The organism is Cognatundibacterium aquatile, from assembly GCF_014699135.1.
In the GTDB taxonomy this organism is placed as follows: domain Bacteria; phylum Pseudomonadota; class Gammaproteobacteria; order Burkholderiales; family Burkholderiaceae_D; genus Undibacterium; species Undibacterium aquatile.
In genome coordinates this window covers 258496-283099 of the sequence record NZ_JACOFT010000006.1, presented here as the reverse complement: position 1 = coordinate 283099, position 24604 = coordinate 258496, and the positions used below count along the sequence as shown (strand labels likewise).

The 24604-nt window shown below is 50.4% G+C and carries 20 protein-coding genes; 6 read left to right on the top strand and 14 right to left on the bottom strand.

Features of this window, described 5'->3' with window-relative positions:
• Positions 1–142 precede the first annotated feature (142 nt).
• Together H8K26_RS16210 and H8K26_RS16205 are read left to right on the top strand one after the other, a co-directional pair.
• Entirely contained in the window at positions 143–2401 is a 2259-nt protein-coding gene (locus tag H8K26_RS16210; RefSeq protein WP_190480870.1) for a cyanophycin metabolism-associated ABC transporter, read from the top strand.
• Positions 2402–2406: 5 nt separating this feature from the next.
• A complete protein-coding gene (locus H8K26_RS16205; protein WP_190480868.1) occupies positions 2407–2877 on the top strand; it encodes a cyanophycin metabolism-associated DUF1854 family protein in 471 nt (156 codons plus the stop codon).
• A 19-nt stretch (positions 2878–2896) separates the two neighbouring features.
• Here the strand turns inward: H8K26_RS16205 and H8K26_RS16200 are convergent, their stop codons facing one another.
• Complete coding sequence (locus H8K26_RS16200; protein WP_190480866.1) at positions 2897–3418, bottom strand: GNAT family N-acetyltransferase; 522 nt, start codon at positions 3416–3418, stop codon at positions 2897–2899.
• Positions 3419–3634: 216 nt separating this feature from the next.
• Between H8K26_RS16200 and H8K26_RS17980 the strand changes: the two genes are divergently transcribed.
• Positions 3635–5509 carry a methyl-accepting chemotaxis protein gene (locus tag H8K26_RS17980; RefSeq protein ID WP_190480864.1) on the top strand — a complete coding sequence of 625 codons (1875 nt, stop codon included), beginning with the start codon at positions 3635–3637 and terminating at the stop codon, positions 5507–5509.
• Between the two features lie 21 nt (positions 5510–5530).
• Here H8K26_RS17980 and xth read toward each other — a convergent pair whose 3' ends face one another.
• Positions 5531–6295 carry an exodeoxyribonuclease III gene (gene xth, locus H8K26_RS16190; protein WP_190480863.1) on the bottom strand — a complete coding sequence of 255 codons (765 nt, stop codon included), beginning with the start codon at positions 6293–6295 and terminating at the stop codon, positions 5531–5533.
• Positions 6296–6397: 102 nt separating this feature from the next.
• Positions 6398–7906 (bottom strand): leucyl aminopeptidase, encoded by a 1509-nt coding sequence (locus H8K26_RS16185; RefSeq protein ID WP_190480861.1) that lies wholly within the window; start codon positions 7904–7906, stop codon positions 6398–6400.
• A gap of 50 nt (positions 7907–7956) precedes the next feature.
• On the opposite strand from H8K26_RS16185, the gene lptF reads away from it, so the two are divergent.
• From lptF to H8K26_RS16170, 3 genes are read left to right on the top strand one after another with little or no spacing between them, the layout of a single operon-like run.
• Positions 7957–9093 (top strand): LPS export ABC transporter permease LptF, encoded by a 1137-nt coding sequence (lptF, locus tag H8K26_RS16180; RefSeq protein ID WP_186898258.1) that lies wholly within the window; start codon positions 7957–7959, stop codon positions 9091–9093.
• Entirely contained in the window at positions 9090–10220 is a 1131-nt protein-coding gene (lptG, locus tag H8K26_RS16175; protein WP_186898257.1) for an LPS export ABC transporter permease LptG, read from the top strand. The genes lptF and lptG overlap by 4 nt, the downstream gene beginning before the upstream one ends.
• Positions 10220–10591, top strand: a complete 372-nt coding sequence (locus tag H8K26_RS16170; RefSeq protein ID WP_190480859.1) for a sirohydrochlorin chelatase — start codon at positions 10220–10222, stop codon at positions 10589–10591. The genes lptG and H8K26_RS16170 overlap by 1 nt, the downstream gene beginning before the upstream one ends.
• Before the next feature lie 41 nt (positions 10592–10632).
• Here H8K26_RS16170 and cobA read toward each other — a convergent pair whose 3' ends face one another.
• The 11 genes from cobA to H8K26_RS16115 all read right to left on the bottom strand — a co-directional run bounded on the left by cobA (position 10633) and on the right by H8K26_RS16115 (position 24597).
• Positions 10633–11352, bottom strand: coding sequence for a uroporphyrinogen-III C-methyltransferase (cobA, locus tag H8K26_RS16165; protein ID WP_190480858.1), 720 nt, complete (start codon positions 11350–11352; stop codon positions 10633–10635).
• Positions 11353–11356: 4 nt separating this feature from the next.
• Positions 11357–12676 carry a sulfate adenylyltransferase subunit 1 gene (locus H8K26_RS16160; RefSeq protein ID WP_190480856.1) on the bottom strand — a complete coding sequence of 440 codons (1320 nt, stop codon included), beginning with the start codon at positions 12674–12676 and terminating at the stop codon, positions 11357–11359.
• Positions 12676–13611, bottom strand: coding sequence for a sulfate adenylyltransferase subunit CysD (gene cysD, locus H8K26_RS16155; protein ID WP_186885668.1), 936 nt, complete (start codon positions 13609–13611; stop codon positions 12676–12678). Before cysD ends, H8K26_RS16160 begins: the two co-directional genes overlap by 1 nt.
• A gap of 65 nt (positions 13612–13676) precedes the next feature.
• On the bottom strand, positions 13677–14390 hold the full coding sequence (locus H8K26_RS16150) for a phosphoadenylyl-sulfate reductase (protein WP_190480854.1): 714 nt from the start codon (positions 14388–14390) through the stop codon (positions 13677–13679).
• Positions 14387–14908, bottom strand: a complete 522-nt coding sequence (locus tag H8K26_RS16145) for a DUF934 domain-containing protein (RefSeq protein ID WP_190480920.1) — start codon at positions 14906–14908, stop codon at positions 14387–14389. The genes H8K26_RS16150 and H8K26_RS16145 overlap by 4 nt, the downstream gene beginning before the upstream one ends.
• A 23-nt stretch (positions 14909–14931) precedes the next feature.
• Positions 14932–16638, bottom strand: a complete 1707-nt coding sequence (locus H8K26_RS16140) for a nitrite/sulfite reductase (RefSeq protein ID WP_190480853.1) — start codon at positions 16636–16638, stop codon at positions 14932–14934.
• A 49-nt stretch (positions 16639–16687) separates the two neighbouring features.
• Positions 16688–17461 carry a sulfite exporter TauE/SafE family protein gene (locus H8K26_RS16135; protein ID WP_190480852.1) on the bottom strand — a complete coding sequence of 258 codons (774 nt, stop codon included), beginning with the start codon at positions 17459–17461 and terminating at the stop codon, positions 16688–16690.
• Positions 17462–17657: 196 nt separating this feature from the next.
• Positions 17658–19043: a patatin-like phospholipase family protein gene (locus tag H8K26_RS16130; RefSeq protein WP_190480851.1), complete on the bottom strand. Its 1386-nt coding sequence runs from the start codon at positions 19041–19043 to the stop codon at positions 17658–17660.
• 76 nt (positions 19044–19119) lie between these two features.
• Positions 19120–20058, bottom strand: a complete 939-nt coding sequence (locus tag H8K26_RS16125) for a DUF535 family protein (RefSeq protein ID WP_190480850.1) — start codon at positions 20056–20058, stop codon at positions 19120–19122.
• Entirely contained in the window at positions 20058–21443 is a 1386-nt protein-coding gene (locus tag H8K26_RS16120; protein WP_190480849.1) for an efflux transporter outer membrane subunit, read from the bottom strand. The genes H8K26_RS16125 and H8K26_RS16120 overlap by 1 nt, the downstream gene beginning before the upstream one ends.
• Before the next feature lies 1 nt (position 21444).
• The gene (locus tag H8K26_RS16115; RefSeq protein WP_190480848.1) at positions 21445–24597 is read right to left on the bottom strand and encodes an efflux RND transporter permease subunit; all 3153 of its coding nucleotides are present in this window, start codon (positions 24595–24597) and stop codon (positions 21445–21447) included.
• Positions 24598–24604 lie beyond the last annotated feature (7 nt).

The following is a 24604-nucleotide window of genomic DNA, read 5'->3' as shown; positions in this document are numbered from 1 at the left end:
TCTTCTTTCGATAGAATACCGTAAATTGCTGCTTCCGTGATACGGCTTGCGCCTCTAACGGATTCAAGTAATCGATTTTTTCAAAAATTCAGTCCTTGTTTTATCTTACAGGACACGCTCTTGAGCCGGAGTTTGCTTCACAATGACCACAACAAAAATCAGTTCCGAGCAGTCAGTTTTGTCGATTTCCCCGCAATGGCAAAATGAGCTGAGCAAGCAAATGACTGAAAGTGAAAACGTTTTAAGTGCTTTTGAGGTTGACCTCGACAATAAGCTGCACTTTGTGAAAGGTCTGATTGTCGTTACCGATAAAGGTATTCGTACACTTCCGGCCGGTGGGGCTACCTGGCAAAGCTGGGATTACAGACCCGGTCTTTCTCTCACGCATCATGATCATGCCGGAGTAGGGCATTTACAACTGACGGATGGGCAAGGTTTGCTGGCAAGCTGGCGCTTTACGCTGGGACAAAATCTGCATGCGATCCGGCTGTTAGATCATTTCAATGAACAATTGCAAAGCGTTCTGACTGGTCAGCCTGTGATCCGGGCGGAACAAAACATTTGCCCGAGCTGTAAAGCGGTGTTGGAGCCGGATCAGGAAGAGTGCCCAGTCTGTACGAAGGTGGTCTATACCCCTCCTTCAACCTGGACCTTGTTGCGTCTCTGGCGTTTCGCCCATCCTTATCGTGTGCAGTTGTTCATCGGTTTCGCATTGATGCTGCTGGGAACGGCGGCGCACATGATTCCGCGTTACCTGACCAAGCCGCTCACAGATGAAGTACTGATTCCGTTTCAGCACAAAGAATTTGTCGATCCTCAACTGGTGTATCTGTATATCGGCGGGCTGCTGGGATCGGCAGTCATTGCCTGGTTGTTGAGTTGGGGCAAGACTTACATACTTGCGCTGGTGTCAGAGCGAATCGGCGCTGATCTGAGGACGGCGACTTATGAGCATTTGTTGAAATTGTCACTCGAATATTTCGGTGGCAAACGCACCGGCGACCTGATGTCACGTATTGGTAGCGAGAGTGATCGTATCTGTGTATATCTGTCGCTGCATTTACTCGATTTCGCAACTGATGTGCTGATGTTTGTCATGACTGCGGTCGCGCTGTTACAGATTAATACCAAGCTGGCGCTGGTGACTTTGTTACCGCTGCCATTTATCGCCTGGATGATCCATCTGGTGCGGGATAAATTGCGTACCGGCTTCGAGAAGATAGACCGGGTCTGGGGTGAAGTGACCAATGTGCTGGCCGATACTATCCCCGGTATCCGTGTCGTGAAAGCTTTTGCACAAGAGCAGCGTGAAGCTGGTCGTTTCCGCGAGGCGAATAAACATAATCTGGCGGTGAATGACCGTCTGAATAAAGTCTGGTCATTGTTTTCGCCGACGGTTTCTTTCCTGACCGATCTGGGGATTCTGGTGGTCTGGGCTTTCGGTATCTGGCAGGTCGCGCATGAAGAAATCACGGTTGGAGCGCTGGTCGCAGCGGTGGCTTTCATCAGTAACTTCTATGGGCGTATTGATTCTATGAGCCGCATTGTGTCGGTGACTCAGAAATCAGCGTCGGCAGCCAAGCGTATTTTTGACATTCTGGATCATGTATCGAGCGTACCTGACCCGCAGCAACCGGTCAAAGTGAAGGAAATCAAAGGGCAGATTGAGTTAAGAGAAGTCGGTTTCCGCTATGGAAATCGCGCCGTTAACCGAGGCATCAGTTTAACGATTAAACCTGGTGAAATGATAGGACTGGTAGGGCACAGTGGCTCAGGCAAGAGCACGCTGGTCAATCTTATTTGCCGGTTTTACGATGTTTCCGAAGGCGCAATTTTGCTTGATGGCGTCGATATCCGCTCTTTTGCAGTATCGGATTATCGTCGCAATATCGGTCTTGTGTTGCAAGAACCTTTCTTGTTCTTCGGCACGATTGCAGAGAATATCGCTTACGGCAAACCTCATGCGACGAGAGATGAGATTATCGCTGCTGCAAGAGCTGCTCATGCGCATGAATTCATATTACGTTTGCCACAAGGATATGACTCCATGGTCGGTGAACGTGGCCAGGGCTTATCTGGCGGTGAACGGCAACGGATTTCGATCGCGCGTGCGCTGTTGATTGATCCACGGATATTGATTATGGATGAAGCGACATCGTCCGTTGATTCGCAAACAGAGAAAGAAATACAAAAAGCGCTTGATAACCTGGTGCAGGGGCGTACCACCATCGCGATTGCCCATCGTTTGTCCACTCTGCATAAAGCGGACCGGTTGGTTGTGCTGGATCGCGGACAAGTCGTTGAAGTCGGCAGTCATGATGAATTAATGGCGAAGCAGGGGGCTTACTACGATTTGTATCAGGCGCAGGCCAGAAACGCAGAATTGGTTGAGGAAGAATAATCAGCATGGTTACGAGTAAATTCGAGTTACAACGCAACGCATTTGGAAAACTCATCCTGACCAGCAGCGATGGTGAGGTATTTGAAGATGTCAGTCCAGTGCGGGCATTTCCGATTCAGTCACCGTTGATGAGCATTTCTATGGTTATGGGGGATGGGCGCGAGGTCGCGTGGATAGACCAGTTATCCGATTTGTCCGATAGCACCAGAGCGCTGGTGTTGGCGGAGCTAGAAGGGCGTGAGTTTATGCCTGAAATTCAACAGATTCTGGACGTCACCAGCTTTGCCTTACCGTGTACGTGGACGGTTCGTACTGACCGCGGTGATACGGCATTTGTGTTGAAAGGCGACGAAGATATTCGCCGTATCGGTAGCACATCGTTGTTGATTACGGATAATCATGGCATCCAGTTTTTAATTCGCGATATGTTCGGTGTTGATAAACTCAGCCGGAAAATTCTGGATCGCTTTTTGTAATCAGCAAGTCAATACCTAGTTATTCCAAAGCGGGGAAACGATAAGCATATAAATTTGTTTCTCGTTCCTCCCCCGGAAGTACCAGTACTTCTTCTAAAACGAATCCCATTTTTTTGAGCAAACTGTTTGATTTGACATTATCTGGCGATGTAATAGCAGCTAGTTTTGTTAAGCCTAAATCCTGCTCAGCGTGTCTCATCGTCGCTCTTGCCGCTTCTATGGCATAGCCTTGTCCGCTATAGCGAGGTAAAAAAGCATAGCCGATATCAACGTCTCGTAGCGTCTCGCGTTTGATCAGGCCGCAGATGCCTATTGCGACATGCGAATCTTTAAGTGTCACTACATAAAAACTAAAGCCACATCTGGACTGGCTTTCGAGAGGTTTCGCCAATATCCAGTCTCTGGCCTGATCGAGGTTGCGTATGCCGCGGTCGCCAATATTTTTGATCCAGCTCGGATCGTTGAGCAATTCCAGCACGAAGGCGGCATCGCTTGTCTCAAATAGTCTGATGACCAGCCTGTCAGTTGAAGTGATGTTCATAAAATAAGTGGAGTAAGTAATTTTGAGGGCGAATAGCTATTTTAACGACCCTGAGTCTTAACATTCTTTGACAATACGAACAACAGTTTCTTCTGGAAAATTCTAATCGTTTCAATACTTGAAGAGTAATATTAATCACGCTATGTGGCGGATTTATCTGATCCGTTTGCTATCCGAAATATTGTTGCTTGTTTGATCTTGAATGGAGTACGTCAGATGAAGTCGCTTAAAACCAGACTTATTGTCGTCATTGCCTTGCTTGTGACGCTGTGTACTGCGGTGCTGACCATCGGCAGCTACCTCAGGATGAAGGCGCAAATCGAGAACGATCTGAGTAATGAAATTCGTAGCGTCGCCTCTAGCTACAACGGTGTTCTGAGTAACTGGATTCAGGTCAACACCTCGATGGTCGATAGTTTATCTAAAGGCCTGGCGGAAGGTAACGATTTGCAGGCCAGTTTAAAAATGGTCAGCCGTGGCGGTAATTTTTTAAGTGTATATCTCGGGCAACCCGATAAGACATTTACAAATTTCCCTGCAAATCCCCCTCCGGCTGGCTACGATCCAACGGTGCGCCCATGGTACAAAGCGGCGATGGAGGCAAAAAAGCCGATTGTCACATCTGCTTATATGGGAGTTAATCCTCCGGGTTTAATGATTTCATTTGCGGCGCCTGTGAATGGTGGCGAGGCTGGCGTCGTTGCAGCAGACGTTTTCCTGACAAAAATTGTTGAGCAGATTTTGACCATTAAACTGGCGGGCAATGGCTATGCGTTTTTACTGGACAAATCGGGACAGGTTCTGGCACACGCTGACCAGACAAAAGTATTAAAACCAGCGAAAGATATTGCAGCCGAATTGAATCTGGATAATTTGAGCAGCCTGTCGAAGAGAACTGACCCAACGCAGGTCGAGATTGCCGGTAAAACGAACTTTTTGTTCTTGCAACCTATCAGTGGTTCCGATATGTACCTCGCGCTGGTGGTGGATAAGAACAAAGCTCTCGCTTCATTAGATCAGTTGCTGATGATTGCTGCGGGGGTTCTTGCCGTGTTGTTAGGCGTAATGGTGCCACTATCCGCATGGTTGGTTGGTCGCATGATGGCTGGTTTGCAGCGCGTGCGTGATGCAATGTCGGATATCGCCGCCGGTGGTGGTGATCTGAGTCGCAAAATTGAGGTCGAAGGGGAAGATGAAGTAGCGCAAACGGCGGACGCTTTTAACCGCTTTCTTGAGCAATTACGCGTCATGGTGGTTGACGTCCGTAAGGCGACCGAATCCATTACTGTCGGCGCGACTGAAATAGCGACTGGTAACATGGATTTATCCGGGCGCACTGAGCAACAGGCATCTTCACTCGAAGAAACTTCAGCGAGCATGGAGGAATTAACCGCCGCAGTCAAAAATAACGCCGACAATGCGCGGGAAGCTAATCGCATGGCGGTGAATGCGTCCGATGTCGCAACGCAAGGGGGCGAAGTTGTCAGTCGCGTCGTCACTACCATGCAGGGAATCTCCGAGAGCTCCCGCAAGATTGTCGATATTATCAGCGTGATTGAAGGGATTGCGTTCCAAACGAATATTCTGGCACTCAATGCAGCGGTGGAAGCCGCTCGTGCGGGAGAACAAGGGCGAGGATTTGCCGTTGTCGCCAGCGAAGTCCGTACGCTTGCCCAACGTAGCGCAGCAGCAGCGCAGGAAATAAAAAGCCTGATTGACGATTCGGTCAGTAAAGTTACCGAGGGCTCAGAACTGGTTGATAAAGCAGGTGAATCGATGATCAGGATAGTCTCTGCTGTTGATCAGGTTGCGGCGATTATCTCTGAAATTACGTCTGCATCTGCCGAGCAAAGCGATGGCATTCAGCAAGTCAATCTGGCTCTGGCAAATATGGATGAAGCGACGCAACAAAATGCGGCACTGGTTGAACAGGCGGCAGCGGCAGCCGGATCTCTTGAGGAGCAGGCAAATTTGTTGAAAACGGCGATGTCCGCGTTTCGTATGGAGCAGAGCCACGCCGCCGTGCGCCCTGCATTAGTGACTAAGGGGGCTGCGTATTCCCGTACCCCAAAGCTGGATTATGACGAATAAACCGCTCTTAACTAATCTGAATTAACTGAGGGTGGCAACCACTGGCGCATGATCAGATGGTTGCTCCCATTTACGCGGAATTCTGTCGATGGTACATGCGGTGCAGCGCAGAGCCAGCGGTTTTGATAACAAAATATGGTCGATGCGCAAACCTTTGTTCAATCTGAATCCCAGCGCGCGATAGTCCCACCAGCTGTATGATTTTTCCGGCTGATCAAATTGTCTGAAACTATCCGTTAGCCCTAAGTCCAGCAAGGCTAGTAGTGCCGCACGTTCTTCTGGTGAGACCAGGTTCATGCCTTCCCATGCTGCCGGATCATGCACGTCACGATCTTCCGGGGCAATATTGTAATCACCGAGCAAAGCGAGTTCAGGATAACGCTGTAATTCTTCGCCCACCCAGTTTTTCAGTGATTCCAGCCATTTCAGTTTGTACTGAAATTTATCCGAATCCAGCGCCTGGCCATTCGGCACATAGGCGCAGATAATTCGCATGCCCTGTATCGTCGCTGCAATGATTCTTTGCTGCTCATCTTCAAACTGAGGATTGTTTTTCTGTATATCCGACATAGGATGTCTGGATAAAATTGCCACGCCGTTATACGTCTTTTGCCCTGTGTAGGCAACGTGATAACCGGCGGCCTCAATTTCTGCCTGCGGAAACTTATCGTCTGTCAGTTTGGTTTCCTGTATGCACAGCACATCGACAGGATTGGTCTCCAGCCATTGCAAGACTTGAGGTAATCTGACTTTCAGGGAATTCACATTCCAGGTAGTTAGTTTCATGGCACTTTATATAAATAAAAAAGAAAGCCGTACTCTGGATTGGATTCAGAGCACGGCCTGTCCGTATTTCAAGCGGAACGCAAACAGTGAGTGATTATCTCATCAGGCTGCGCGATTGATCAGGAACGTTGTTAGTAAAGGCACAGGACGTCCGGTAGAACCTTTTGCCGCGCCAGATTTCCAAGCCGTACCAGCGATGTCCAGATGCGCCCAGGTATATTTACGGGTGAAGCGCTCCAGGAAGCAGGCTGCTGTAATGCTGCCACCAGCCGGGCCACCGATATTGGCCATATCGGCAAAATTCGATTTCAGTTGCTCGTTATACGCCTCTTCAATTGGCATACGCCACGCGGTATCTCCGGTCTGCTTACCGGCTGCCAGCAATTCTGCCGCCAGCTTGTCATGCGCATCATCGTGACGTGTGAATAAGCCGGAATTATGATGGCCAAGTGCAGTAACACAGGCACCAGTCAGTGTGGCGACGTCAATTACCGCCGCTGGTTTGAAACGCTCAGCATAAGTCAGCGCATCACATAAAATCAGACGGCCTTCGGCATCGGTATTCAGGATTTCGATCGTCTGACCAGACATGGATGTGACGATATCACCAGGACGGGTGGCACTACCGGAAGGCATGTTTTCACAGGTCGGGATAATCGCGATGACATTCAGTTTCAGGTTCATTTCACCGATAGCGCGCATCGTGCCGAGTACGGACGCAGAACCGCCCATATCGTATTTCATTTCATCCATGCCTGCGCCGGGTTTCAGGGAAATACCGCCGGAATCAAACGTGATGCCTTTACCGACCAGTACAATCGGTGCGTCTTTGACTTTGCCGCCATTGTGTTTCAGTACGATAAATTTAGGTGGCTCGACTGTGCCGTTGGTGACCGACAGGAAGCTGCCCATTTTGAGCGCCTGAATCTGTTTGCGATCCAGAATCTCAGCGACCATTTTATAATCGGTCGCAATTTTTCTGGCTGTGGTTGCCAGATAGGTCGGCGTGCAGATGTTCGGTGGAAGATTGCCCAGTTCTTTGGTCAGATCCATGCCGTTCGCCATTGCTTCGCTTTGTGATAATGCAGTTTTGGCTGTTGCAGCTTGTGTGGCATTGACGGCAATCGCAATTTTTTTGACGCCGGTAGTTGCCGTGTCTTTTTTGCTTTTCAATCCATCAGTACGGAAAGTGCTTTCGCGGAAAGCCAGAACGGTTGTGCGCACAGACCATGAAATATCACGATCTTTTACTTCCGGCAGCGCAATAACGACATCATTTGCACCAAGGTTTGCTAAACTGCGAGCCGCAGCTTGCGCCGCTTGCTGAAACGCTTTTTCTGAAACAGTATCGGCTGCTTCACCGAGACCAACAAGTAACACCCGTTCCGCTGCCGTTTCTGCAACGTTGCGGAGCAATAATGAGGAACCCGGTTTGCCGCTGATATCACCGGATTTCAATGCTGCAGCGATGACGCCTTGCTTGTCCAGATTTGCAGCTGCGGCAGACAGTTTTTTATTTTCGAATACGCCGACGACGATACAGGCAGTCTTCACCGCCTTGTAGGCAGTTGAGGCACTTTTTGCGTCGATTGTTTTTATGCTAAAGTCCACTTATTACTCCTCTTGGTAAGTCTCGTAAAACAGGCATTATAATCCCTCCCATGATTTTTCAACGCTCGCTCAGACGCGAATTACTCAGTGCCGCAGGCGCCGTCTTTGCAACACTCTTCGTCATCACGATTACGGTGATGCTCATCAAAATACTCGGACAAGCAGCCGGTGGAAAAGTTGCATCTGGTGATGTACTCGCCCTGATCGCCTTCACGTCGCTGATGAATATGCCAATTCTGTTGATCCTGACCGGGTTTATCTCGGTGCTGTTGGTCGTGACAAGGGCATATCAGGATTCTGAAATGGTGGTCTGGTTTGCCTCAGGACTGAGTTTGCGCCAATGGATAGGTCCGGTCTTACGTTTTGGTATGCCGTGGATAGTATTGACAGGCTTGCTCAGCTTTATCGTGACACCATGGGCGAACCAGCAAAGTGTGGAGTTTCGTGAACGTTATGATAAACGCTCGGACATTGCCAAAGTCTCGCCCGGTAAGTTTCAGGAATCATCGTCTTCTGACCGTGTGTTTTTCGTTGAAGAAGTCGCCGGTGATCTGAGTAAGGTGCAAAATATTTTTATCAATACCGTCCGCGATGGAAAATCGAGTGTGGTCGTCGCCAAAGAAGGCATGATAGAGATCGATAAATATGGCGATAAATTTCTGGTGATGAGCCAGGGACGCCGTTACGATGGTTTGCCTACAGCGCCTGATTTTCAAATGATGCAGTTCGAAAAATATGGCGTCCTTGTTTCCAGTCAGAACGGCACTATTGTCGGTGATCAGTCTGCGAAATCGATGCCGCTGACTATCTTGCTAGACAAGCCAGATGCGAATAAAAAAGCAGAATTTTTATGGCGGATTTCATTGCCGCTGATGTGTATGGCCTTGATGTTATTAGCGATTCCTCTGGGGTATGTGAATCCTCGCGTGGGGCGCTCAGCAAATTTAATTGTTGCCTTGTTGGTGGTGATTATTTATCTGAACGTCGTCAATATTTTTCAGGCGATGGTGTCGCAGGGGCGTATTGAGTTTTCTATTGCTTGGTGGCCCGTGCATCTGATTGCGATCATGATGACATTTGTGTTGTTCTTTTGGCGTATCGAAGTCAATCACCGCTGGCATCCTTTGGTGTTGTGGTCCAGAGGTAAAGCTTGTTTACGTAGCAAAGAGAAAGAAAGCGTCGCATGAGAATCCTGCAAAAATATTTCTCGGTAGAGATCGTGCGTGCCGTGCTGTTTGTGATGGTTGCTTTGCTTGCCTTGTTTTCCTTTTTTGATCTGATGAGCGAATTGCCATCAGTGAATAAAGGTGGATATCGTTTGCAACACGCACTTTTGTATGTGACTCTTGGTATGCCCGGGTACATCTATGAATTTATGCCGATTGCAGTTTTGATCGGAACGATTTATGTACTGGCGCAGTTTGCATCGAATTCTGAATTCACCATCATGCGGGCAGCGAGTATGTCAACGGTGATGGCAGGAACGATATTAATCAAAATTGGCCTGGTATTCGTTGCGCTGACCTTTTTGTTTGGCGAGGTGATCGCACCTTATTCGACCAAGCTAGCTGAGCGCATCAAACTGACGGCCATCGGTGCTTCAGAAACGCAGCAATTCAGAACTGGCCTGTGGACCAAGGATCTGATTCGTGAAAATGGTCTGAGCGGTGAAGTGATCGGCTCGCGCTTTCTGAATGTCCGAGAAATTCTGCCTAATCGCCAATTGAAAGACGTGAAGATGTTTGAGTTTGATAAAAACTTTCATCTTGCCCGTGAAGTTACTGCTAAAAGTGCGGAGTATCAGGGCAAGAACGTCTGGCGCTTGTCTGATGTCATCGAGACTTCATTTCCCAGAACTTTATCTGCCGAAGATATTGCCAACGTTAAGAGTCAGGCATTAAGTAGTCGCGACGTTGTTTCTGAGGTGACGCCTGACATACTTTCTGTCTTGTTTGCCGATCCTGATCGTATGTCGGCGGTCGATCTGGCTGCATATACGCAGCACTTGAACGACAATAAACAAGATAGTGAACGCTACGAAATTGCGTTCTGGAAGAAAGTGACCTATCCGTTTGCAACACTGGTGATGATGGCCTTGGCGCTGCCATTTGCGTATCTGCATGTGCGCAGCGGTGGTATCAGCCTGAAGATTTTCAGTGGCATCATGATAGGCATGGTGTTTTACCTGATCAACAGCTTATTTTCACATATCGGTTTATTGAATACCTGGCCTGCGGCCGTGACTGCGCTGGTGCCGAGTATTTTATTTTTAGGGTTAGCGCTGGCAGGCTTGCGCTATGTTGAAAGAAACTGATGAGTAAAACGTCGGCATTGATACTATTCGCGCATGGCGCCCGCGATCCACGCTGGGCTGGTCCGTTTCAGCGCTTACAAAAAATGACCCAGGAAGCCTCTCCGGATATCAGTGTGGAGCTGGCTTTTTTAGAATTCATGTCACCAGCTTTACCTGAACTTGTGCGCCGCCTCACACAAGAAGGGATCCGCAATATCACGGTCACACCGATTTTTCTGGGGCAGGGCGGCCACGTCTTACGCGACTTGCCTGTATTGCTGGATCAGTTACGCGGCGAATATTCTGCACTTGAATTGAGGTTGGCAACAGCAGTCGGCGAGGATGAAACCGTGCTGAATGCGATCCGCGATTATTGCCTCAGGCAACTATAAGCAACACCGCTGGCGTTGCCGGCATATCGCGGCTCGCGAATTTATTGCTGAGGTTTGCGGGGACGCATGGCTTCTCCCATCATGACCAGTACAGGGCCACTGCAGGCCGGCAATCCAAGGGCTAACTCACCAAGGTTTAGTGACAGTTGACGCTCATTTTCCCGGCTGCAGTTTTCAACGATGACGACAGGTAAACTGGCTGGGAAATTTGCATCCAGCATACGTTGTGCAGTCAGCATCGCCTCGCGGCCACCCATATACTGAACCAAGGTGTCGCATTCGGGAATGCGGGTATCTGCCGTTTCTCCCGGCGCCGTGCTTGAGGTGAATAAGGCGACACTGCGTGCAACGCCACGTTTGGTCAGCGGTTGCCGGACGCTGGCTGCAGCTGCTAACGCTGTTGTTATGCCCGGAACAATGTCGTATGAAATCCCTGCTGTTTCTAATGCAGTCAGCTCTTCATCCGCACGTCCAAACAGCATAGGATCACCGCCTTTCAGGCGTACAACCAGCGCGTATTTACCGGCACACTCGACCAGTTGTTGATTGATATGTTCCTGTGCAGCTGAACGCTGACCACTGCGTTTGCCAACGGGGATTTTGACTGCTTGCTGGCATAGTTCCAGCATTTCACTGGTGACTAAAGCGTCATACAGTACGACATCTGCGCTCGCCAGCAGGCGTGCACCGCGAACCGTGATCAGGTCTGCGGCACCCGGTCCCGCACCAATCAGATAAACCTTACCGTATGGCGCAGTCATAGCGTTAAGCTTCCAGGCGAATCATGCCAGCGGCGACCGTCTGGTGCGTTACTTCATCAATCAGAATGAATGCACCGGTCGAACGTAAATCATCATAGGCATCGGCAGCCAACGCTTGCTGAACATTGATGGAGACCGTCGCAATATCGTTCAGTTTCAGACTGTCAGCCGGGTGGCGTTGCTGTGTATTGATGTCGAGCAGCGTATCGACTGCAGTCACTCTCGCAGAAACTTGCCTGGTTGTATGTTTGAGCCAGTATTTGCGACGAACATCCAGTGCATCTTCTGACAGCCAGCATAAATCTGCTTTAACTGTTTTTAACAGCGTCGCCGGGCGATCCGCACCGGCCAGCATGTCGCCGCGGGAAATATCCAGATATTCATTCAACAGTATCGTCACCGACTGGCCCACAACTGCGGTATCCAGTGAGCCATCCAGCGTCAGTATGTCTTTGACTGTGCCAGTCTGGCCGCCAGGCTGAACAATCAGTTTATCGCCTTTGCTGACTTTACCTGCTTCTATGCGACCCATATAACCGCGGAAGTCGTTTGCTTCATGGCCGTTGTGACGTGCCACCAGTTGCACGGGAAAACGGAACGGTTCATCGTGGCTGGCATCGTAGACGCTGAGTGATTCCAGCAGGTCAATCAGTGTTTGCCCCTGATACCAGGGCATTTTATCGGTCGCTGTGACTACGTTATCACCTGCCAGTGCGGACAAAGGCACTGCATGAATATCGGTCAGCCCTAACTGTGTTGCGAATTTCTTGTATTCGGCGACGATGCGGTCATAGACGCTCTGATCATAGTTGACCAGATCCATTTTATTGACCGCAACGATCACATGTTCAATCTTGAGTAAATGCGCGATCGTTGAATGGCGTTTGGTTTGCACCAGCAGATCAACGCTGCCATCCGCATTCAGCTTCACTTTCGAGACATCGACCAGAATAATGACGGCATCTGCCGTCGACGCACCTGTCACCATGTTACGAGTGTATTGCTCGTGGCCCGGTGTGTCCGCGATGATGAATTTACGTTTAGGGGTTGCGAAATAACGGTAGGCGACATCAATCGTAATGCCTTGTTCGCGTTCCGCTTCCAGACCATCGGTCAGTAAAGAAAGGTCTATCGTGTCCCCGACAGTGCGCTTATGTTTGGCGCGGGAAATTGCATCGAGTTGATCCGCAAAGATACCTTTGCTGTCGAAGAGCAGACGACCGATTAAAGTGCTCTTGCCATCATCAACTGAACCTGCCGTGATGAAACGTAACAAGCCGCGTTCTTTATTGACATTGGCGTTTATTTGTTCAACGGCACTCATTAGAAATATCCTTCTTTTTTACGTTTTTCCATCGATGCTTCTGATGTCTGGTCATCCATGCGGGTTGCGCCGCGTTCGGTAATTTGTGTGATCGCGGTTTCCGCAATAATTGCTTCGACTGTCGCGGCATCGGACGAGACTGGGCAAGTGCAGGAAATATCGCCGACGGTACGGAAACGCACGATCTGTGTTTCTACGGTTTCGCCTTCACGCGGCGGCGTCAGATCGGTCAGCGGCACCAGCAAGCCATTGCGCGGGATGACCTGGCGTTCGTGGGCGAAATAAATTTGCGGCAGTTCGAGTTTTTCGCGCGCGATGTATTGCCAGACGTCGAGCTCGGTCCAGTTTGAAATCGGGAAGACGCGCATGTTTTCACCCGGATGTACGCGCGTGTTATACAAATCCCATAATTCAGGGCGCTGCGCTTTCGGATTCCATTGACCGAATTCGTCACGGAAAGAAAAAATGCGTTCTTTCGCACGGGCTTTTTCTTCATCGCGGCGGGCGCCACCAATGCAGGCGTCGAATTTGTGCTCAGCGATCGTTTCCAGCAGTGTTACTGCCTGGGCCGCGTTGCGTGAATCAGTTGCCGGATTGCGCAAGCGCACGGTGCCACGCTTGATGGATTCTTCGACCGAACCAACGATCAGCCGCTCGCCGAGTTCAGCGACGCGTTTGTCGCGAAAAGCAATCACTTCAGGGAAGTTATGGCCAGTATCGATATGCACCAGCGGAAACGGAAATTTACCCGGGCGGAATGCTTTTTCCGCCAGACGCAGTAAGACGATGGAGTCTTTGCCACCGGAAAATAAGAGCGCAGGGTTACTGCATTCAGCAGCGACTTCGCGCATGATGTGGATGGCTTCAGATTCCAGCCAGTCCAGATGACGATTACTCGCAGCATCAATAAAATGGTGTTCGACGACAGTATTCATGATCACTTCTCGTTTCTTTGTAAACTCAGGGTCTGCAGTTTTAGCCCGCTTGCTCGTTTGCTTGTTTAGTTTGCCGATTTTATGCGGATCAGTTTGCCATCGACGACATGCAAACCACATTCTTTTGATTCAGGATTTTCCCACCACCAGCGACCTGCGCGGACATCTTCACCCGGCTGTATTGCACGTGTGCAAGGCTCGCACCCGATCGAAGGATAACCTTTATCATGCAACGGATTGTACGGCACCTGATTGCTGCGGATATAGTGCCAGACGTCTTCTTCAGACCAATCTGCCAGTGGGTTGAATTTTTGCATGCCATGCGCGATGTCATCTTCCTGTACCGCGAGTTCGGTACGGGTGGCTGCCTGTGCACGGCGTTGTCCGGTTACCCAGGCTTTGTTTCCTGCAAGCGCACGATTCAGTGGTTCGACTTTACGAATACGGCAGCATTCTTTACGCATTTCCACGCTGTCATAAAATGCATTCAAGCCGTGTTGCTGGACATAAGCGTCAACGGCTGCGGCCTCCGGCTTGAATAGCGTGATCGCAGTACCGTAAGTATTTTTAACCGCATCCAGCATCCCCAGTGTTTCTGCGTGCAGGCGACCGGTTTCCAGAGAAAATATACCGATGTTCAGTTGGTTGCGCAAAATGAGATCGGTCAGCACCATGTCTTCTGCCGCCAGGCTCGATGCGAAAACTGCTGGCGTAAATTCTGCCGCAATTTCTTCCAGCGTTGCTTTGGTTGCGGCCAGACGTGCCTCAAAGTCACTCATTTGGCAACTCCGGTGCGTTCAGCACGACGGAACAAGGGATTTTTCTCATCCCATGAAGTCTGATATTTTTCAGAGAAATCGGTCAGCCCTTTGATCGCGTCATGGATATTTTTGTCGGCACGTACGGCAAAGGCATTGAAGCCCACGCGCTGCATATAGAACAACTGGTCACGCAAGACGTCGCCGATGGCGCGCAATTCACCGTTAAAGCCAAAGCGTGAACGCAGGTTATAAGCGATGGAATAACCGCGCCCGTCAGAGAATTTAGGAAAATCCACCGCGAGCAGGCTGAAGCGGGCAATGTCGCCCTCTAAATCTTTTGCCTGTTCGTCGCTGGAAAACCAAACCCCAATATCTGCGCGCTTTTCGAGCACGTTTCGTTGTAACAGCCAGACTTTGAGCGGTACTATGACTTTACCTGCAGGTACATCGATTGCATCCGGTGTCTCATTTTCTGCCAGCCGCAATACTGTCCAGTCATCCTGAACGATGGCTTTGTCTTTGATAATTTCTTGCATCATCTACTTTCTTCTATCGCAGTTTAATAAGCCACCGGCGAACCAGCGTCTTCACCATAGTGTTCGGTTGTTTTGATCGGTGTCGCATACACAAAGTCTTTGAATGGCGTGATGCCCAGACGTTGCGCAGTGTCGATAAATCGCTCGTTATCAACGCGGTCACGGATATAGACCTGAATGATGCGATCGATCACTTCTGGCATTTGCCCTGCAGAGAACGAAGGCCCGATGATTTTACCGATTGCCGCATTATTGCCTTGCGCACCACCTATGGATACCTGATACCATTCGCTGCCATCTTTATCGACGCCGAGGATGCCGATGTTGCCTACGTGGTGATGGCCGCAGGCGTTGATGCAACCCGACATATTCAATTCAAGATCGCCGATATCATGCAGGTAATCCAGATCGTTGAAACGATCGGTGATATCAAGCGCAATCGGAATCGACTTCGCATTTGCCAGCGCGCAGAAATCGCCGCCCGGGCAGCAGATCATATCGGTCAGCAGACCAATATTCGGCGTTGCCAGACCATGCGCTTTCGCCTCTTGCCACAGATCAAACAGCGCTGATTGCTGCACGTCGGCCAGCACCAGATTTTGCTCATGCGTGACGCGCAGTTCGCCAAAGCTGTAACGATCAGCCAGATCTGCCACAAAGTCCATCTGATCCGCCGTCGCATCGCCAGGCGGAACGCCGGGCTTTTTCAGTGACAGCACTACGCTCGCGTAACCCGCTACTTTATGCGGCTTTACATTACGTTTGACCCAGTTAGCGAAGGCCTTGTTATCTGCCTGATGTTGTTCGTAAGCTGCATCGCTTGCCGGCAGGCTGGAGTAGGCAGGCGCAGTGAAATAAGAGGATACACGGCGGAACTCCGCCTCGGTCAGCGTCGCCGGGCCATCTTTGATTTGCGCCCATTCTTCTTCCACTTGCTGTGCAAAGACATCGGCGCCTATCGCTTTCACCAGTATCTTGATGCGTGCTTTGTATTTGTTGTCACGGCGACCGTATTGATTGTAAATACGCAGTATCGCTTCCAGATACGTCATCACATGCTGCCATGGCAGGAAATCACGGATCACGGTGCCAAGGATGGGCGTACGGCCCATGCCGCCGCCGACCATGACTTTAAAGCCGATTTCACCGGCATCGTTCTGTACCACTGTCAGGCCGATGTCATGCACCGCAATCGCTGCGCGATCTTCTTTTGCGCCATTAATCGCAATTTTGAATTTACGCGGCAGGTAAGCAAATTCCGGATGGAACGTCGTCCATTGACGCAGAATTTCTGCATACGGACGAGGATCAATCAGCTCATCCGCTGCCACACCGGAAAATTCATCGGACGTGATATTGCGCATGCAATTACCGGAAGTTTGAATCGCATGCATTTCCACGGTCGCTAATTCTTCCAGAATAGCTGGTGAGTCTTCCAGATTAATCCAGTTGAACTGAATGTTCTGACGTGTCGTGAAGTGGCCATAACCACGATCATATTTACGTGCGATAAACGCAAATTTGCGCAGCTGATCTGAAGACAGCATGCCATACGGTACCGCGATACGCAGCATGTAAGCATGGCGCTGATGGTATAAACCATTTTGCAAACGTAAAGGCAGGAATTCTTCTTCTGTCAATTCGTTGGCGAGACGGCGACGTACCTGATCGCGATATTGCGCAATACGTTCTTTGATGATTTGGTGATCGTGTTGGTCGTAACGATACATCTTTATTATCCTTAAAATACGCTTTGGATCGCGCTGTCTGAATGATTGATTACAGTATGAGTTTGGCGGCAACCAGTGTCAGCGTTGTCGCGAGTATGCCACGTAACAATTTTTCCGGCACCGCCCGCGCAGCGAGCGAGCCTATGGTGATGCCCGGGAGCGAGCCTATCAGCAATGCTCCCAGCAATGCCCAGTCTATCGATCCCAGCCACCAGTGTCCGAATGCAGCAATCGCGGTCAGTGGTACGGCATAGGCGATATCTGTACCGGCAATATGTGCTGACGACATTCGCGGATACAGCATGACCAACAAGGTTGCGCCGATGGCGCCTGCACCGATGGAAGAAATGGTGACCAGCGTGCCGAGTAGCGCACCGGAAAAGATGGTGGCGACATCCAGTTTGTGCCCATGCAATTGTTTTTCCGGATGCTCATTCAGCCACGCCAGCATCTTGCTTTTGAATAGCAAAGCGATCACAGTCAATAATACTGAGCCGGCGATAGAGTAACGGATGACCTGGCCAATTTCTTTGTTCAGTCCGCCAAAATACTTGAGGCCGAAGGTAGCCAGGATCGCTGCAGGCAAGGCACCTAAGCACAGCAGGCGCACAACGCGCCATTCCACGGTGCCGCGCAAGCGGTGGGTAAATGTGCCGGTGGCCTTGGTAATTGAGGCAAATGCCAGGTCGGTGCCCACCGCAACAGTAGGGGAGACGCCGAACAACAGGGTTAACAGGGGTGTCATTAACGAGCCGCCACCGACCCCTGTCAGTCCGACCAGTGTGCCAACTGCAAAACCGGAAAATATATAAGTTAAATTCATGTCGCCCCACATTAAGTACATGGGATCGTAATGAAATTCAGCTCTATTCCAAACTACTTAGTATTTATTTGCTTATATGTTGTTTTGATATATCGATATTTGCTGAGCTTTGATGGTGATTTTGCTATGCCTCTTAAATGTAGCGTGAAAACGTCGGGTGAAACAGTGAGAATGCAGGCAGCAAGTATGATTGCCGTCACGGTATGCCTTCAGATTGTCTGAGGCTTTCCAGCGCGCGTTGGAATTCCGGCGATTGCCGCAACACGTCGCGTCCGGCTGCTTGTAGCTGTTCAACGTAATCTGGCGTAATCGTGAATGCTGTCGGTACTTGTAGCAGCGACTGACGCAAATGACGATCTTTGATGTCGCGCAGGCTGACGTTAATCAGATGCAGTTCCGCATCGGCTGAAAAAGGGCTGTCTTTTTTACCTCGATTTTCGATAATTTCCCGCTTCCAGCGGGCAACGTCATCGTTTAACATTCCCAGTGTGATCTTGGTATCACGGGAGCCGACGCCAAATAACAGGGCGTCTGCGACTTGGCCTGTCGTCGGTACTTTATCGCTTTGATCTATCTTTTCACCTAAATCGCGCTCGGAATTAATCGAGATCAGAATCATGCGTCGTATCGAGCCGGGCGGGGCTTTCCGAAAACTCTCCTGTACTGACCCGTCCGCGACGATGCGATCCAGCATTGCTCTCACCCCCAGATTATCAGTCAGCCCGCCATCGACCAGGTGCAAATACGGACGCGCTGCGGCGTCTTTATAACTGGCTTCGTTGGCTTTTAGTATGCGTGAGCGGTAATTGCCTTCATCCTCGTTTTTTTTCTCAGTGGAAGCGTTGACGGGCTGTGCCGGACAATTATTCGCGTAATTGCGCAAGGTCAGCGGTGTCAGCACTATCGGTACTGCGGATGAGGATGCCACGGCGAAAGAGAGCGGCACACTGTCGAGATCGGAACAAATCAAGGCAAACTGTTCCGGTGTGAATTCAAATCCCGCACCCGTTGTCAGATCCGTCGCGGTGACCAGTAATTCATTGACATGCTGTTTCTTCTGTAATTCGCCAAAAGTCATACCGCGGTACAGGTGATCGAGCTGCTCACCTAAAATATGACTACGGCCATACCATGGCGAGCCGAGCTGATACATCTGTCTGGGAGAAAATACAGTCTGAATCAGACCTTTTTCAAAATTTGACAGCAAAAACTCAGACTCAAAGCGAGTGAATGTTTCATCGCCAAAAGCGGCGTAGTAGGTTGCCAGAATACTGCCGCCTGAAACGCCACTGATCAGGCCGACCTTATCGAGTATCGTCGTTCTTTTACCTTCCCACAGAAAACTGGTGTCCTTCAATTCTCGCATCACGCCAAGACCAAAAGCGGCGGCGCGGGCACCGCCACCGGATAAGGTCACCGCCGCGACGATAGAGGGGCGGTTTGCCAGCAGGTCTTCTCGTTGTGCCACGGCAGAGCCTGATTTCGCGACTTCATTTTGCCAAGGATGAAAAGTGGAGCACGCACTTAACAACGCAAGCACGCAAGTCAGTAAGCAACGTTTGATGATCGGAAATAGTGTCATATTTATTCCAGATGAATTTCCGGAATTGTACTACTCAGTCGATACTGTTCGGCAACATCACCAGGGCTGTTTTGCGTCAGAGCGTTAAGTTTTGTTTGATGGTCGAAACGATGCATACCATGTTGTCGTGGCGTTTTTTGATTTCCGAACGCTTTTTCGACTGGACCAGCGTCAGATCTGGCGGCAATATTTTTTTGCAAATCAGTTCGTAATCGCCGTCTTTCCGTTTTGTCGCGCCAATCTCAGACCACAGGGCATCGTAGTCGGACAATACCTTTCCCTGCTTAATCGATCGATGAACAACACGGTGTGTGTTTGCAACCAGGCGCAGAGTGTCGCAACCGAATTGAATTCCCACCTGTTCAACCAGCCTGATCAGTAAATTTTTAGGACGCATGCCATAGATATCGCGCGTGCTGCTGCGGATTAACTGCACGGCGTTCTGTTCGCGGGATCCTTGTATGCAGCCAATATAAATATGCATGCATCCGCTTTCCCGGAAAAAAGTGAATGCGCATGAGTAAATCAATACCTGATTTCGTGATAACTGCAGTACGAGTTCCCCCTCGCGTTCCATAGGATCAATCGCGCGTAAATGTATGCCGTAGGTGTTTCCCGTTTTTCCTGTGAAGCACGCCAGATCAACAGGCTCTCTGGAGGCTTTCCTGATCATTTCGTGTAAGCCTTGTTCCAGGATAAATGCGTAGTGCTGCTGTATAACCTGAAAGCGTGCATCGTGATTCAATAGTGTCGAAATATACGGACGGTAGGGCTTATGAATAAATCGTGGCCTGACGCTGACAAGATCGCTGTATAGCTGCTGTGAATTCAATAAATGCAGCCACTGATGTGTCAGGTTTGACCATAAGACGGCCCTTCCATATAGCTTCAGCATTGCACGGAAGCGCACCGTGCCACTTAATCCAGCGAGACAGTCGGCCAAGGTAACGAGTGAGGTTTCAACCGGAACAGATTGGTGTTCGCCCATCTGAATAGTGGTATCAAATGCATTCATTATTCGTCCAGTACGCCACCACCCAGGGATTTATAAAGCGCAACGGTATTGCTGTATTCTTGCTTACGGAGTTCCAATAATGCTCGTTGAACCGTGTACAGCGTCCGTTGCGCATCCAGTAATTGCAATCGGCTGTCTTGTCCGGCGTGATATCTGATACGGGTCAGCTCCAGATTTTTTCTGGCACTGTCGGAAAAACGCTGTTGCGCTTCGATCTGGCTGGCGAACGTCGCTTGACCCGCGAGTGCGTCTGCCACCTCACGGAATGCGGTCTGTATCGCGCGTTCATAGTCTGCAATGGCTGATGATTTTCGTATCTCGGCCAGCTTTAATTCCGAACGCAGACGTCCATGTTGAAAGATTGGTTGTGTCATTTGCGGTGCGAATGACCATGCATGTTGATTGCCACCAAACAGATTGCTCAGCGAGGAGCTGCTGTATCCGACTGAGGTCGTCAGCGATATACGTGGGAAAAACGCTGCTCTGGCACTGCCTATGTCGGCGTTCGCTGCAATCAGATTTTGTTCCGCCTGTAAGATGTCCGGGCGCAAGCTTAACAGGTCGGACGGAAGGCCTGCGGGTATCTGTGGCGGTAAAGCGCTATCGCTAAAACGGTCAGATATCGCCTTGTTATGGACAAAGTCGCTGCCTGTCAGCAAACGCAATGCATTATGGGTTTTGCTGAGCTGACGTTGCCGCTCCGATAAATCTGCCTCGGCGCTGGCGACTTGCCCTTCGGCGACTATCACATCTGCACTACTGACTTGCCCCGCCGTTTTTAAGCTACGTGTGAGTTTCAGTGACGTGCGCCAGTCGGCTAAGGTTTTTTCCGTCAGATCGAGTTGTTGCCTTGTCAGCAGATCTTCGTAATAAGCATCAGCCACAGCGCCGATCAGCGATATGTTCGCGGAACGTTGCCCTTGTTCGCTGGCCAGATATCTCGCGAATGCTGCATCGCTTAATGATTTCACGCGGCCAAAAAAATCCAGCTCGAAAGCAGTGATCGTTAATCCCGCCGTGTGCTGTGTGTTGACGCTTGCTGCTGCACTGTCTGTCATCGCGGTACGCTGACGGATACTTCCGGCAGTGGCATCTATTGTTGGCAAACGAGCGCTGTCCTGTATCTGAAATTGTGCACGCACAGCTTCTACGTTCAGACTTGCGATGCGCAGATCACGATTGTTTTCCAACGCGAGTTGGATCAGATATTGCAACTGTGCGTCAGTAAAGACACGGCGCCAACCGGTTTCAGCGATGCTCTTGCCTTGCATTTGCTGTTGTGTAGAGTAGGTGTCCGGTATCGGCGCGGCCGGCCTGACCAGATCAGGTGTCAGCGAGCAGGCGGACAGTACCAGAATTAATGCTGAAAAAATGATGTACTTCATATTAGCTTTCAATCACCGGAGCAGAACTGGCAGTTTTGTCAGCATCTGTTTTTTTATGGAATCGCTTTGCTATTCTTTGCGCAGTAGTCAGTACAACCACAAAGAAAACGGGTGTGAAGAAGATCGCCAGCACAGTCGCACTGATCATGCCGCCGAGTACGCCGGTACTGATGGCGTGTTGAGTCTCTGCACTGGCGCCAGTCGCAATAACGAGCGGGAACACACCCAGCCCGAATGCCAGCGAGGTCATCAGAATAGGACGTAGCCGTAATCTCACCGCTTGCAGCGCTGCATCAGACAGGCTCATGCCTTGCCCGACCAGTTGCTTGGCAAATTCAACAATCAGAATCGCATTTTTGGCTGACAAACCAATGATCGTGATCAGCCCGACTTTAAAGAAGACATCATTTGGCAAATCCCGCAGCAACACTGCGAGAACGGCACCAATCAAGCCAAGCGGAACAACCAGCATGACTGACAGCGGAATCGACCAACTTTCATACAACGCGGCCAGTACCAAAAAAACGACCAGCATGGAAAGTGCCATCAGCATCGGTGCCTGCGATGCCGACTGACGTTCCTGCAAGGATTGACCAACCCACTCAAGAGTAAAACCGGGGGGCAATTGCGCCGCAAGACGTTCCATTTCATTCATCGCATCGCCGCTGGAAATGCCGGGTGCAGCACTGCCTGAAATCCGCGCCGATGGATAGCCCTGAAATCGCACTAATTGAAGCGCTGCCTTGCCCCAGACTGGCGTGACGAGTTCTGCGAGTGGCACTACCTGACCGGTGCTGCCGCGTACATACAGTTTCAAGACGTCATCAAGCTGCATCCGTGATTTTGCGTCTGCCTGAACGATGACTTGTTGTACACGTCCTGCATTCACGAAGTCATTGACATAAGCGGAGCCCATTGCCGTCGACAATGTGTCACTGATACTGGTAAACGATACACCCAGTGTTTCGGCTTTCTTTCGGTTGATATCGAGTCTGACATTGCTGCCCGGTTGCACTCCATCCGGGTAGACGGCGGTTACCAATTGGCTTTGTGATGCCAGCTTCAATAAGGTATTTTGCGCATCACGTAAAGCGTCTTCGCCTTTGTTTGAACGATCCTGCAGGCGTAGCGTAAAGCCAGAAGAGGTGCCGAGTTCATCAATCGCCGGTGGCATCAGGCTGAAGACTGTGCCTTCTGTAATGCCGGACATCGCAAGCTGTGCCCGGTTTAGCTCGTCTGCCGCTGTCGCGCCCTTCCGTTGTGACCAGTCTTTTAACATCGTAAAGGCCATTGCCGTATTGGTTCCGGCACCGGAGAAACTGAATCCGAGGATAGACTGATTCGCATCGATTCCCGGACGGGAAGCGACATGCTTTTCAAAGACCTTCACCACATCCAGCGTGCGTTCCGTCGTTGCGTCGGAAGGCAGCTGGAATGAGGTCATGAAGTATCCCTGATCTTCTTCCGGCAAAAATGAGCTGGGGAGCAGAGCAAATGACAACACCAGTGCAATAACGATAGCGGTGAACATCAGCATGGTTCTGCCGGTTCGCTTCAGCAGAGTAACGACCCATGCAGCATAGCCGCGGGTCATGCGTTCGAACTGGCGGTTGAACCAGCCGAAGAAGCCTGTGCTTGCATGAGCATCAGCGTTGACCGGTTTCAGAATCGTCGCGCACAGCGCGGGTGTCAGGGTCAGTGCAAGAAATGCAGAGAACAGAATCGACACCACCATCGACATTGAAAACTGCCGGTAGATCGCGCCCACAGAACCACTGGCAAGTGCCATCGGAATAAAGACGGCAGTCAGCACCAACGTAATACCGACGACTGCTCCGCTGATTTCCTTCATCGCTTTGGCGGTTGCTTCTTTGGGTGATAGACCTTCTGTCGCCATTAATCGCTCTACGTTTTCTACGACAACAATCGCATCATCCACAATGATGCCGATAGCCAGTACCATGCCGAACATCGTCAGTACGTTAATCGAGAAGCCAATTAACAGCATCAGCGCAAATGTCCCTAGCAATGCGATAGGGGCGACTATCGCCGGGATCAGCGTGTAGCGCACTTTTTGCAGGAATAAATACATCACCAGAAATACGAGCACCATTGCTTCAAGCAAGGTTTTAACCACTTTTTCGATTGATATTTCAACGAATGGTGCTGTATCAAAAGGAATGGAGTAGTTGATCGCTTCCGGCATCGTCTTTTGCAGTTCCGCCATTCTTGCGCGCACCGCTTTAGCGGTTTTGACCGCGTTTGCTCCCGGCGAGAGTTGAACTGCAGCCGCTGTTGCCACTTTGCCGTTTTCGCGATTTGAAAAGCTATACGATTGTGCGCCGAGTTCAACTTTGGCGACATCAGAAATCATCACTTTGCTACCATCAGCGTTAGCGCGCAAAACGATAGAGCCAAACTGGGTCGGCGTTTCTAACTGTCCATGTGCTTCCAGCGGAAAGGTGACGCGTTGCCCGGTCATCGCCGGTGAACTTCCGATGGCCCCGGGCGCAATCTGAATGTTTTGTTGTGCGACTGCTGTCGTCACGTCACTCATGGATAAATTGTAAGATTGCAGCTTGGCCGGATCGACCCATATCCGCATCGCTTTTTCCGCGCCGAATAACTGCACTTTGCCAACGCCCTCAATCCGGCGTAGTTCCTCCACGATGTTACGGGCGAAATAGTCGCTCAGATCGGCCTCGTTGAGATTACCCTCTTTGGAGCTCAACCCCACGATCATCAGGAATCCCGCTGAGGCCGATTCCACACCGAGCCCATTCTGACGTACGACCTGTGGTAGGCGAGGTTCTACCGTTTTGATCCGGTTTTGCACATCGACCTGCGCCATTGCCGGATCTGTGCCGGGTTTAAAAGTGATGGTGATCTGTGCGCTGCCAGAACTATCAGCAGTGGACTCAAAATAAAGCAGATTTTTAACACCTGAGAGTTCGCGTTCAATCACGCTGACAACGGCATCGTTCAGCGTTTTTGGTGTTGCCCCCGGATAGTTGGCGCTGATACTGACGCTGGGTGGTGCAATCGAAGGAAAACGTGCGATCGGCAATTGCGGAATCGCAATGATTCCGGCCAGAGCGATGAAGATGGCAATGACCCAGGCAAAAATCGGGCGATGAATAAAAAATTGCGGCATGATCATT